Annotated in this window: 8 protein-coding genes and 3 pseudogenes; 6 read left to right on the top strand and 5 right to left on the bottom strand. The window is 50.0% G+C overall.

Annotation, left to right across the window (positions count from 1 at the left end):
* The first annotated feature begins 396 nt into the window (after positions 1-396).
* From A7P97_RS11030 to A7P97_RS04400, 4 genes and pseudogenes are all read left to right on the top strand, one after another.
* The gene (locus A7P97_RS11030) at positions 397-723 is read left to right on the top strand and encodes a hypothetical protein (protein WP_369799519.1); all 327 of its coding nucleotides are present in this window, start codon (positions 397-399) and stop codon (positions 721-723) included.
* Between the two features lie 85 nt (positions 724-808).
* A pseudogene (locus A7P97_RS11025) lies at positions 809-898 on the top strand ((Fe-S)-binding protein); the annotation flags it as partial.
* A gap of 18 nt (positions 899-916) precedes the next feature.
* Positions 917-2,180: pseudogene (locus A7P97_RS10670) on the top strand (LUD domain-containing protein); the annotation flags it as partial.
* Between the two features lie 267 nt (positions 2,181-2,447).
* Positions 2,448-4,004 carry an L-lactate permease gene (locus tag A7P97_RS04400; RefSeq protein WP_067530546.1) on the top strand — a complete coding sequence of 519 codons (1,557 nt, stop codon included), beginning with the start codon at positions 2,448-2,450 and terminating at the stop codon, positions 4,002-4,004.
* A 242-nt stretch (positions 4,005-4,246) separates the two neighbouring features.
* Here A7P97_RS04400 and A7P97_RS04395 read toward each other — a convergent pair whose 3' ends face one another.
* From A7P97_RS04395 to alaS, 3 genes are all read right to left on the bottom strand, one after another.
* Positions 4,247-4,786, bottom strand: coding sequence for an HNH endonuclease family protein (locus tag A7P97_RS04395; RefSeq protein ID WP_082887598.1), 540 nt, complete (start codon positions 4,784-4,786; stop codon positions 4,247-4,249).
* Positions 4,749-5,984 carry a DUF262 domain-containing protein gene (locus A7P97_RS04390; protein WP_067530544.1) on the bottom strand — a complete coding sequence of 412 codons (1,236 nt, stop codon included), beginning with the start codon at positions 5,982-5,984 and terminating at the stop codon, positions 4,749-4,751. Before A7P97_RS04390 ends, A7P97_RS04395 begins: the two co-directional genes overlap by 38 nt.
* A 135-nt stretch (positions 5,985-6,119) precedes the next feature.
* Positions 6,120-8,741 carry an alanine--tRNA ligase gene (gene alaS, locus A7P97_RS04385; RefSeq protein ID WP_067530543.1) on the bottom strand — a complete coding sequence of 874 codons (2,622 nt, stop codon included), beginning with the start codon at positions 8,739-8,741 and terminating at the stop codon, positions 6,120-6,122.
* Positions 8,742-9,029: 288 nt separating this feature from the next.
* Between alaS and A7P97_RS10665 the strand changes: the two are divergent.
* Positions 9,030-9,272 (top strand): annotated as a pseudogene (locus A7P97_RS10665) (U32 family peptidase); the annotation flags it as partial.
* Between the two features lie 1,114 nt (positions 9,273-10,386).
* Complete coding sequence (locus tag A7P97_RS04370) at positions 10,387-11,184, top strand: formate/nitrite transporter family protein (protein ID WP_067530541.1); 798 nt, start codon at positions 10,387-10,389, stop codon at positions 11,182-11,184.
* Positions 11,185-11,368: 184 nt separating this feature from the next.
* Here A7P97_RS04370 and A7P97_RS04365 read toward each other — a convergent pair whose 3' ends face one another.
* A complete protein-coding gene (locus A7P97_RS04365) occupies positions 11,369-11,800 on the bottom strand; it encodes a PaaI family thioesterase (protein WP_067530540.1) in 432 nt (143 codons plus the stop codon).
* The gene (locus A7P97_RS04360) at positions 11,797-12,267 is read right to left on the bottom strand and encodes a PaaI family thioesterase (RefSeq protein WP_067530539.1); all 471 of its coding nucleotides are present in this window, start codon (positions 12,265-12,267) and stop codon (positions 11,797-11,799) included. The genes A7P97_RS04365 and A7P97_RS04360 overlap by 4 nt, the downstream gene beginning before the upstream one ends.
* Between the last annotated feature and the right edge of the window lie 69 nt (positions 12,268-12,336).

Here is a 12,336-nt window from a genome sequence, read left to right as displayed (position 1 = left end):
TGGCAACGTTGACATTTTGTTATGCCTATCCTCCTGAACCTTCAGGTAGCCTTCAACCGAATAGCATGGGCAATTCATTGACCACACAAAAGTTTCTACTATCCCTTGCATAATAACGAATTTCGTGCTTTAAATCCGTCAAATCTACCCTCCTCCATATCAACGGTGTCTGGCATTAGCCCTAATTTCACAAGCATCTTGACCATCTAAAAGCATATCGCTTAAAGTAGTATGGATTTTCCGTTGGTAAGACTCGCATCGGCTTCTCTAAATTATTAAGAAATAAGAAGCATATTATGAACACCAACCAAACCACCACACACACAGTGGCGGCAAGCCTGCCGAAGTTTAATTTTTCGGCTCTGCCTTTTGGACTTATTTATGCCGGAAGCAGGTATGGATGCCATTACGCTGTTAGAACAGCAAGGCATCAAAGTGCATTATCCGATGGAACAAAGCTGCTGCAGGCAACCTGCATTTTCTATCGGGATACTGCGAAGAGGCGTTCAATGTAGCCAAAGCCCAGCTCGCTTTATTCACCGAAAACTACTCATCATTATGCTTTCCGGCTCTTGCGGCAGTATGATGAAGCACCATTGGCCCAAATTGTTTAAAGGCAGCGAATACGAACAGCGCGCCAACGAATTGGCCAGCCGTGCGTTGAGTTCACCAATTTTCTGGTGGGCATCGGCTACGAGCCTAAAGACGTGGGCGAGCCGGTGAAAGCGGCGGTGCATACTTCCTGTACGGCACGCCGCGAAATGGGCGTGCACATCACAGGCTGGAAGCTGATTGACGCCTGCAAAACGTGGAGCGCATCGTGCACGACCACGAAAGCGAATGCTGCGGCTTCGGCGGCACATTCTCCGTTAAACAATCCGACATTTCTGGCAACATAATGAACGATAAAGTGACCATGCTGAAAGAAACACAGGTCACGGAAATCGTGAGTAACGCACGCGAAGCCCTTACCGACAAACCTTTGTGCAAAATCCTGTGCACGGCAATGAATATGCTGATGACCAAGCGCAAAATTGTGTTGTCGGACGAACAGGAATTGCAGATGCTGTGCACCCTTTGTAAGCACATTCGCCAGCGTTCGCTGTCCAAACGCCTGATTTGCTGGAACAGCTGGAAAGCAATCTCACCAAACTGGGTGTGAGAGTGCATTGGGTGGAAATGCCCAAAGAAGTCTGCTGCATTATCCACAGTATCGTGATGCACCACCAAGGCAAATCGATGGTGAGCGAAGAGATCGAGCTGAACCATTATCTTGCCGAATGCGGCATTAAAGCGGTGAAAATCGATTAGGGCAAATATATTGCGCAAATGGCCGACGAAAGCCGCCCCCACATTGTGATGCCCGCCATCCACAAAACTAAACGGACTGCTCTACAAAAACACCGGCACAGAGCTGTCCGACGATATGGACAAACTCACCGGCTTTGTCCGCATGATATTGTGCAACATTTACTACACCGCCGATATCGGCTTGAGCAGTGTGAACTTTGCCATGACCGAAACCGGCACACTGCGTCTAATGGGAGGCGATGGTAAAGGCCGATGCGGGTAATGCGCACGTCGCCATTGAAAAAGTGGTGGCCAAATTGTCGGATGTTCCGACACTCTACAACCTGATACCGCACAGCGGTATCGGGCAAAGTATCACCCACCTAAGAACAGATACACCGCACGCTGCAATGTATCTGCTGTAGCGCCTACATGAACCACTGCCCGTACCATATCGGCGGTTCGGCACATGGCACCGCTTACCTCGGACCGATTGGCAAAATCCTGTTACCGCATCTGCTGGGATCGGAAACCACCCACGACCTGCCTACCGCCTGCACCATGTATGGCACGTCTTGGAAGGCTGCCCCGAAAATCCTGATTATCTAGCAGATATAGCGCCTGTGTAAAGAAGCACAACACACGCCCGATGAAACTGTGCCCTATCTAATTAAAAACTAAGGCGCTTTGTACACTTTGAGCAAATAACTGGCTTGATGCGGATTTGACGGCATTTTATTCAGCAAAACTGCCTACCGCATGTTCGGCATGATGACCACCAAATTCCGCAGGCTGCCCCTGGCGAGCAGCTCAGCTGGACAGACAGCCATGTACTGATGAAACCTGCGCCCAAATCGCTGCACCAGTTGTTGAAAGCAAAACAACAGAAATTCCGGCTAAACCGAATGCAGGCCGCTTTGGCAGCAATTAAACAATGGCACGCGGACATTTCCATCTGCATTTTTTGTAGAGCAAAAGCTGTTTTCGGGTAGCCTGTAGTTCCTCCTACAAAGCTAAAGACTGCAATTTGGCGTTTGCCCTGTTGCGAACCAGAACGCTCACGCTCCAAGTTTTAATCAGCTACACACCCCCAAACAACACCTGTACCTCATGCCCCCAGTCTTTACGGCGTTTCATTGACATATAACGGAGACATCATGAGTATCGCCCTTTCTGTCTTTCCAATCTTATTTCTAATTATTTCGATGATTGGCTTCAAAATGCGCGGCGATCACAGCGCAATATTAGCAGCATTGTCCGCTGTTTTGATTGCCATTTTCGCCGTTCCCAATATCAGCGGATTTACGCCACCGGAAGGCTACAGTGTCAGATACATCGGCTGGGCATTTGCCGAAGGTGTCTTGAAAGCCATTTTCCCTATTCTAATTGTGATTCTGATGGCATTGTTCAGTTACAACGTGCTACTGGAAAGCAAACAGATTGAAGTGATTAAACAGCAATTTACCAATATTTCCAGCGACAAACGCATTCAAGTTCTACTGATTGTTTGGGGCTTCGGCGGCCTGTTGGAAGGTATGGCTGGTTTCGGCACGGCAGTGGCAATTCCAGCCGCTATCTTAATCGGTTTGGGCTTTACACCGCGCTTTGCGGCGCTCGTATCGTTGATTGGCAACAGCGTAGCCACCGGTTTCGGTGGGGTTGGCATCCCCGTGATTACGCTAGCAAAAGAAGTGTTCGGTTCTGCGGTTACTTCCGAGCAAACCCATGCTATCGCCAGCGACGTGGTGATTCAATTGGGATTCTTAATGTTCTTGGTGCCATTTGTCATCTTAATGCTGACCGACACCTCTAAAAAATACATCGTTCCCAATATTATCCTATCTACCGTGGTAGGCGGATTGTCGCTAGGCGTGCAGTTTGTGGCCGCTTATTTCATCGGCGCGGAAACGCCTGCCATCTTGGGCAGCATCGCCTGCATCGTCTTCATCGTGCTGTATGCGAAAATGACCGAGAAAAAAGCCACGCCTACCGATAAAGTCATCAGCATGGGGCAAATGGCGAAAGCATGGGCGGTGTACGGCTTCATCCTGTTCTTCATCATCATGGACAGCCCCCTGTCCGGCCCCGTCAGCGAGTTTTTGAAATCCACGCTGGTGAGCAAAATCCACCTGCCGATTTATGCGGAAGGCAAATATTTCTCCTTTGGCTGGTTGTCCAACGCCGGTTTGATGCTGTTTTTGGGCGCGTTTATCGGCGGCTTGGTGCAAGGCGTTTCCGCCAGCAAACTGTTCCAGATTTTGGGCCAGACTTTGGTGAAAATGAAGGCTTCGGGCATCACCGTCATCTGCCTGGTGGCCATGAGCGCGATTATGAGCCACAGCAGCATGATTGCCGTGATTGCCAAAGGCTTGGTGGACGCTACCGGCACATTCTATCCGCTGGTCGCACCGCTGGTAGGCGCCATCGGCACGTTCGCCACCGGCAGCGACACCTCTTCCAACATCTTGTTCGGCAAACTGCAAGCTTCCGTGGCCGACCAGCTGGGCATGAACAAATCATGGCTCGCCGCCGCCAACACGGCCGGCGCCACCGGCGGCAAAATCATTTCGCCGCAAAGCATCGCCATCGCCACCGCCGCCTGCGAGCAGCAAGGCCAAGAAGGCGCCTTCCTGCGCTCGGCCATGCCTTATGCGATTGTGTATGTGATTATTGCGGGTATTACTGTGTATTGCTTCACCACACTCGCACTGTAACGTTGTTGGCATCAAAACAGCCTGCACTCTAATTTGAAGAGTGCAGGCTGTTTGTATGGAAAGGCTACCTGAAATTTTCAGGTAGCCTTTATTCAATCAAGTTCAGTTTACTGCTTATTCAGCTTTCCTCACTATCCAATACTTTAGGTAATTTTGCAGTTTTCATCCACAGCTAACATCCAATCTGACCGTTTACTGATTCAGCTGTCGATTTGTAGTAGTGTGGCAGTAATGTTTGCAAGTTACTTTTGTAGGGACTTTAGAAAATGATCAATCAATGTATCTCTGCGCCCTTTAATATATGCTGCATTCCATTCGGTTTTATCACGCAGGTAATCGTTAATTTTGACATTTCCGCTTTTCAAGCCGATATCTTTGCCATTTTCATTTACTTGCGATTTTTTGGCAAATGAGTGGTTATGCAGATTGCTGTTATATGCAGATAAAGTTAGGTTACCCAACGAATGCAGCCATTCTTTGCAGTCATCTGGCCATTCCCCCGTTTTGGGTTTTTGCGGATAAATGTGTTCCACAGACCAAATAGGTTTACCTTTATGGTTGTTTGCCCAAAAATCTACCGTATTTTCGGCAGTTCGTTGTTTTTGTTCCAAATACACCAAGATATAACGTGTTAAATTAGCGTTGTCTTCATATAGATATTTGTTTTCTAAAGATTGTCTTATATATTCTGTATCAGGTAGAGCTTGTTGTAATTGGGAAATTAGTGCGGCTTCATCATATTTTTCATGCTGGGGTCTTTGTGGCAGCAATAAAAATATCATCTGTACGGTTGGTTGCGGGAATATTGGTTAAATGACGCACCATAAACCATTGCTCTATATAGCTTAATAAACCAGAGAAATCTTGTTGCGGATACCGGTCAAACAAAAACAGCAGTAATGTATAGGCAGGTGCGACACCAAGTTTTTTCAAATCAATCAACTTGTTTTGATAACGGATGAATGTGCTGTCTGCCGTTATATTTTCTGGGAATGATAAGGCTTTGTAAATTCCTGATTTTACGGTCAACTCCCGCAGCACGTTTTCAGGCTGCTGCTTGATGACTGCGGTATAAGTTTGGATTAGGTCGTTTTTGGTAATTTTGTCCTTACCTTTATCTTTATCCCAAATCAAACCGACAGGTTTGAACGCCTGATAGAAATGGCGCAAATAGCGGACTTGCACGTCATAGTCGTTCAGATTATTGATGATTTGCTGCCATTCTTCGTTGGTCTGTTCGGCTGATTGGCTTTTCAGGCTGCTAATCATGCTGTTTTTAATCAAATCCATCGGCGTAAGCGGCACGCCCCGGTTATTGATACTTTCAAACAGAATAAATGCAGATGCCGCATCTTGCGTATCAATCCGCACCACGCAGGCAGCTATGATTTTATCCAGCAGTTCAAACAAAGTATCCACATCATCGCCAGCATAGTTTTCAATACGGTCTTGAAAATGCTTGAATGCTTTGATAATTCGGCGGTTACCACAATTTTGCGGTTTGTTGCTCTCATTGCCGTGCACGATTTTGCGTACCAAATACGTATAATCTACCTGATTGTTGTTTTGGATAGACGGGGTAAGGCGTGGTAATTTGTCATCGGAATCGTTAAGAAAATATGTTTCAAATGCAAGGTACGCTCTCAGATAAGATCTACTCTCTATCACTTTTTTGTGTGAATTTAATGGTTTGATTTTTTCATACAACGCGAGCAGTAATAAATTCAAAGTGGTCAAACGCTGTTGTCCATCAATAACGGTGACTTCTATGCTATCCCCTACGTTACCGTCTAAAATACAAATCAGCGAACCAAGAAAATAACCTTTATCGTTATCGGTCAAATCATCAAACAGGTTATCCCATTGGTTTTTTGTCCATGCATATTCGCGTTGATAGGGCGGAATAACATAATGGTATTTTGCGCCGTTGTTTTCACTTAACAAGGCTTTTACGGTAGTTTGTGCGGCAGTTTGAATCATGGTTACATCCTTTATTTCATAAAGTAGAAAATAGTAGTGTATCGTGTTTTATCAAATTTAATTAAGTTTTGAACATGGCAAGTTATAGAGCGGGCTGCCTGAAAACCCACTTTCAGGTAGCCCATTCTTTTGTGATTACAGCTTCTCTCTAACCCAGCCTTCTACCGAATCCAGCATCGCGCCGACTTGGGAAGCATCCGTCCCCCCGGCCTGTGCCAAATCCGGCCTGCCGCCGCCTTTGCCGCCGACTTGTTCGGCTGCGAATTTGACCAAGTCACCGGCTTTCACTTTGCCGGTCAGGGCTTTGGATACGCCGGCGCACAGGGAGACTTTGCCGTCGTTTACTGCCGCCAAAAGAATCACGGCGTTGTCGGATTTGCCGGTTAAATCGGTAACGATTTCGCGCAGGGCGGCTGCGTCGGCTTCGATTTGGGCGGCGACGAGTTTGGCTGCGCCCAAGTCTTTTGCGTCGTCCAAGAGCTTTGCGCCTGCGTGGACGGCAAGTTCGGCTTTGGCTTTTGCCAACTCTTTTTCCAAGGCTTTGGCGTTTGCGGCGGTGGCTTGGATTTTGGCGAGTACGTCTTTTTCGGTTTGGGCTTTGACTTCGGCGATGATGTTTTTCATCAGGCTTTCTTGGTTTTGCGCCCATGCGAGTGCAGCAAGGCCTGTGATGGCTTCTACGCGGCGGATGCCTGCGGCGATACCGCCTTCGCTGATGATTTTGAAGAAGCCGATGTCGCCGGTGCGGGCGACGTGGGTGCCGCCGCACAATTCGGTAGAGTAGTCGCCCATGGTGATGACGCGGACGAAGTCGCCGTATTTTTCGCCGAAGAGCATCATGGCGCCGGATTTTTGCGCGTCTTCAATAGACATGGTTTCTACTTTGACGGGCACGTTGGCGATAATCGCGGCATTGACGCGGCGTTCGACTTCGGCGATTTCTCCCGCGCTGATGCCTTGCGGGTGTGAGATGTCGAAGCGGGTCAGCTCGGCGTTTTGCAGGCTGCCTTTTTGTTCGACGTGCGTGCCCAAAACATCGCGCAGGGCTTTGTGCATCAGGTGGGTAACGCTGTGGTTGCGCATGATGCTGTCGCGGATGTCGTTGTCGATTTCAGCGGATACAGCATCGCCCACTTTCAGGCTACCTGAAACGACCGCGCCGAATTGTCCGTGTACGGCGGCTTTGATTTTCTGCGTGTCTTCGACGCGGAAGCGGTTTTCGCCTGCGAAGATAAAGCCTACGTCGCCGACTTGGCCGCCGCTTTCGGCGTAGAACGGGGTTTGTTCCAAAACGACCACGCCTGCTTCGCCTGCTTGGAGTTCGTCCACGGCTTCGCTGCCTTTATATAAAGCGATGATTTTGGTGTCTTGGCTGCGTTTTTCGTAGCCGGTGAACTCGGTGTCCGCGCCTGTGTAGTCCAGTTGGGCGTTGGCTTTGAAGTTTTGCGCGGCGCGGGCGCGGGCGCGTTGGGCGTCCATTTCGCGGTTGAAGCCTTCTTCGTCCAAATCAATATTGCGTTCGCGGCAGATGTCGGCGGTCAAATCGTATGGGAAGCCGTAGGTGTCGTAGAGTTTGAAGATGATTTCGCCGTCCAGTTTGTTGCTGCCTTTGGTCAACGCGTTTTCCAGCAAAGCCATGCCGGTTTCCAAAGTTTGGGCGAAGCGGCTTTCTTCGTTTTTCAGGGCTTCTTCGATTTGCGCTTGTTTTTCTTTCAACTCAGGATACGCGTCGCCCATTGCTTTGACCAAATCGGGTACGAGTTTGTAGAAAAACGTCTGTTTCTGACCGAGTTTGTAACCGTGGCGCACGGCGCGGCGGATGATGCGGCGCAGTACATAGCCGCGGCCTTCGTTGGACGGCATCACGCCGTCGGCAATCAGGAAGGAGCAAGACCGGATGTGGTCGGCAACGACTTTCAGGCTCGGCTCGTCCATGCTGAACGGTGCGCCGGTTTCGCGGGCAACGGCTTTGAGCAGGTCTTGGAACAGGTCGATTTCGTAGTTGCTGTGGACGTGCTGCATCACGGCCGCCATGCGCTCCAAGCCCATGCCGGTATCGACGGACGGCTTGGGCAGCGGGTTCATATTGCCTTGTTCGTCGCGGTTGAACTGCATGAACACGCAGTTCCAAATTTCAATCCAGCGGTCGCCGTCTTCTTCGGGGCTGCCGGGAATGCCGCCCCAGATTTCTTCGCCGTGGTCGTAGAAAATTTCGGAGCACGGGCCGCAGGGGCCGGTGTCGCCCATCTGCCAGAAGTTGTCGGACGCGTATTTCGCGCCTTTGTTGTCGCCGATGCGGACGATGCGATCGGCAGGCATACCGATTTCGTTCAGCCAGATGTTGTAGGCTTCGTCGTCTTCGGCATATACGGTCGCCAAGAGTTTTTCTTTGGGGATGTTCAGCCATTCGGGGGAGGTGAGGAATTCCCAGGCGAAGTGGATGGCGTCGCGTTTGAAGTAGTCGCCGAAGGAGAAGTTGCCCATCATTTCGAAGAAGGTGTGGTGGCGGGCGGTGTAGCCGACGTTTTCCAAGTCGTTGTGTTTGCCGCCTGCGCGTACGCATTTTTGCGCGGTGGTGGCGCGGGTGTAGGCGCGTTTGTCGAAGCCGAGGAATACGTCTTTAAACTGGTTCATGCCGGCGTTGGTAAACAGCAGCGTCGGGTCGTCGTGTGGCACGAGCGATGAGGAGCGGACGATGGTATGGCCTTTGGATTCGAAGAATTTTAGGAATTTTTGGCGTAGTTCGGAGGTTTTCATAGCTTTTTGGTATCTTTCAAAAAGTGATTTGGGCGGTTTGTGCGCTTAACAAAAATTGGGCATGATTTTACTGCATATTGCAGGAAGCTGCCTACTTAAATACCAAGGGAGAATCGGCGACTTCAGCCATATCCGAAGTGGGTAAGCAGAAGTTTTCAGGTAGCCTTATCTATATCTATTTGCGCAAAGGCTACCTGAAAGAGACTGCTTGAAAATACCCACCCAGCGATGTTGATTTAAATCAGTGCCAAACCGCCATCTAGCTCATAGCCCGCCGAGCACAGCAGCATCCCCGAACTCGCCTGCCTCGCCGGCAGCCTGCCCTCCCTGAAAACCGCCGTGGACAAGGGCACGGACACGGTTTACACGGAGCCGAAAAACACGACTAACGTGCGCGACTTCCCTGGCCTGAATTTCGACCAGAAATTTATCATCGAAGGCATATGCTACATCCATGAGTGCAGGCGGCATGTGTTAATGGCCATCAGCACCTATGCGCAAGCAGGACAAGTGGAATACTGGGGCAGCGCGCGTAGACACGGCGACTGCCAACCCTGCGCGCTACTGTATAACACCCGTATGGGATGCGGCTTCGAGTAAGGCATCGGAAGGCAGCCAAAGCACACTGGGGCCATATAGCCAGCCTTGAAAGTGGGTTTCAGGTAGCCTTTCTACAGGAGGGGAACTATTATGAAACAAGAATGGAAGAAGGTTAACTAAAGATTCATACGGTATTAAGGCGTCGCTTGTATTGCTGGATGTGCTGCCGCAATCATTCATTATGATAAACGGCGAAAGCAACCCCAATGCTGCGATACTGCTAATTTTTCCGAACGTATGAGCGCTCTGTACAACTTGACGTATGCCGTGAAGATAAATTACAAAATCCACTGCCAGGCAGACTGTTGACGATTTTTCCGTGTAGCCGCTGGAAGACGTTTGGCAGCAAAAAACGGCGGGAGAGGATTAAGTTGGATAAAGGCAACTTGGTCTACACCATTATGATCGCCCAGTCTAATTTCATCACGCCTGAAATGTGACAAGATGCACAGGCCAAAACACGCATTAAGAAACCTGTATAAAGAAGTATGCTTTGAACGCATGGCTGATAGCAAATGCGTGAGCATTCTACATGTTGGCAGGTTTGATGACGAACTCACTTCGTTCGCCAAAATGGACAAGTTCTACCAAAAACACGTCCTGCAACGCAGCAGCGCTACGAACTGCGAAATTTATCTGAACAACGCCAACCGTACCGGAAAAGCTCAAAACTATTTTGCGCTATACCGTAGAATGATTTCAGGCAGCTTCAAGGCCGTCTGAAAGGCTACCTGAAACAAAGGAATGCCATGAAACTATCACCACCATCAGCAGCGAAACCAAAATAACCCTTGCATGTTATTGGCAATACACAGGCAAACTCTGTGTACCAAGAATCCCGTACTGCTCTAAGCAGCAACCCTAACTACATCGTATAATATAATATTCCGGTAAACCTCAGCAGCAAAACTGTAGGCCGGCATGGCCATGCCGACACCAGCATAAGAAAATTTTTCAGGTAGCCTTTGCTAGACTCATCGAAGACTGCATGAGAACAATCAACCAAATGATTTGAAACCTATTTAATTTAAAAAAGGAAGCTGTCATGGCACAATCCGTATTTGTGGAAAAAATTGAGCTAGCCTGCCGCAAGAAGGTGGGGGTGTTTGAGCGCAACAAGGCGAAGTATGCGCTGCGTTCGCTGATTGCCGGCATGCTGCTCACGCTCACGTCGGCCACGGGTGTGATTGCAGCGGATGTGCTCAACACAGTGCATCCTTCACTGGGGCGTTTTGCCTTTCCGTTTTTCTTCTCTTGGGGGCTGGTGTATATCTTGTTTCTTAATGCGGAACTTACCACTTCCAATATGATGTACCTCACGGCCGGCACCTTCCTCAAAAAAATCAAATGGGAAAAGGCGCTGATTATTTTGCTCTACTGCACGGCATTTAATTTAATCGGCTCGATTTTCACCGCTTGGCTGTTCAACCAAACCAGCGCGTTTGCCCATATTTCGGCGGATGGCTATTTGGCCAATATGGTGGGGCACAAACTGGAACGACCGAACGGCCTAGTGCTGTCGGAGGGGATTTTCGCTAATCTGTTTGTAAACGTGGCGGTGTTATCCTATCTGCTGCTGAAGGAACAGGTGGCGAAGATTGCGGCAGTGTTTGCGGCGGTGTATATGTTTGTGTTTTTGGCCAACGAACACGTGGCGGCAAACTTTGCTTCGTTTGCGCTGGTGGGCTTCAATCAGATTGCCGATAGCGTGTCGCATTTTGAAGCGCTGAATATCCTGCGCCATTGCAGCGTGGCTTTTGTGGCAAATTGGATTGGCGGTGGGCTGCTGATTGGCGTACCGTATGCGTTTTTGAATAAGGATGAGGGAGAGTATGTGGATTAGGGTTTGATGTGTCATCCCAATAGAGCGGATGGAAATAAGAATTGGATAAAAAGGCGAGCTGCAGATAGGACAGCGAGGAGAACCAACACCGCAGCATTCTTTTTTCATTCATTATAAAAATTTCAGGTAGCCTGTTTTCTGTTAACAGGCTACCTGAAATTTTTTACATGTCGAAGGTGGAAAGCTATTGGGCAGCGGGCATTTGGAAGTGGCAGCGGGCCACGACGATGGGTTTGGCGGAATCAGACTGCCAGGCTTCCACGGCCACATTAGCAATGCGGCTGCCTTGGCGGGTGAGGGAGCAGCGGGCGTAGGTGGTTTCCGGCTTGCCGCTGCGCAGGTAGTCGAGCGAGAAATCGATCATTTTAGGCAACTCGGCGAGGCCGGCCTGGCGGTAGAGGAAGAGCACGGCGCAGCTTTCGATGAAGCCGCCGAGCATGCCACCGTGCAGGGCAGGCAGGAAAACGTTGCCGATATTTTCGCGTTTGTATGGTAAGGCAAACAGGGGATTTCCGTTGGATTCGCCGCATTGCAGGCCGATGAATCCGGTGTAGGGGATGAGTTCGGCGGCTTCTGCCGTGAGTTCTCTGGAAAGGGTGAATAGGGTGTTGTTCATGCTTGCAACATCTCCTGTAGTTTAGCTTGTTCTTCTGGGGTGAGCGGGGTACGCATGAAAGTGGCCATGCCCAAGGCGAAGGGGTCGGCAGGGTCTTCTTGGTAGCAGCAGCTACGCACGAAGGCCACTTGGCCAGCTAGGCGGTAGCATTCGGCGCGTCCGTAGATGCGGCGACCGGGGGTGGCGGGGTGCATATAGTCGATGCGCATATCGAGAGTGGCGAGGATTTCGGCACTGGGCAACTGGGCGGTTACCGCGCAGGCGGAAACCATATCGACCAGGGTGGTGATGGTGCCGCCGTGGATGATCTGGGTGTCGTGGCGGCCAACAAGATGAGGCTGCCAATCGAAACTGAGCACGGGGCGGCGGGCACGGATACCTTCATAGCACAGGCCGATGGCGCGGGAGTGGGGGAGGTCGAGGTAGTGTTGGATGAGGATGCGATAGAGAGAGGAATTTGCGGGCATGGTGGTTTCTACTGTAAGACAATATGTTTTCAGGTAGCCTTTGGGAGGCGGAGGGGCGTTATTGTTTGA

It is taken from the genome of Eikenella sp. NML070372 (assembly GCF_001648415.1).
Taxonomy (GTDB): domain Bacteria; phylum Pseudomonadota; class Gammaproteobacteria; order Burkholderiales; family Neisseriaceae; genus Eikenella; species Eikenella exigua.
Note: the sequence above shows the minus strand (reverse complement) of the source record. Positions and strands in the feature narration are given on the sequence as shown.

Coding starts and splice junctions, on each gene's coding strand:
- A7P97_RS11030 (WP_369799519.1), top strand. CDS start 397: ATGGATGCCATTACGCTGTTAGAACAGCAAGGCATCAAAGTGCATTAT.
- A7P97_RS04400 (WP_067530546.1), top strand. CDS start 2,448: ATGAGTATCGCCCTTTCTGTCTTTCCAATCTTATTTCTAATTATTTCG.
- A7P97_RS04395 (WP_082887598.1), bottom strand. CDS start 4,786: ATGATATTTTTATTGCTGCCACAAAGACCCCAGCATGAAAAATATGAT.
- A7P97_RS04390 (WP_067530544.1), bottom strand. CDS start 5,984: ATGATTCAAACTGCCGCACAAACTACCGTAAAAGCCTTGTTAAGTGAA.
- alaS (WP_067530543.1), bottom strand. CDS start 8,741: ATGAAAACCTCCGAACTACGCCAAAAATTCCTAAAATTCTTCGAATCC.
- A7P97_RS04370 (WP_067530541.1), top strand. CDS start 10,387: ATGGCACAATCCGTATTTGTGGAAAAAATTGAGCTAGCCTGCCGCAAG.
- A7P97_RS04365 (WP_067530540.1), bottom strand. CDS start 11,800: ATGAACAACACCCTATTCACCCTTTCCAGAGAACTCACGGCAGAAGCC.
- A7P97_RS04360 (WP_067530539.1), bottom strand. CDS start 12,267: ATGCCCGCAAATTCCTCTCTCTATCGCATCCTCATCCAACACTACCTC.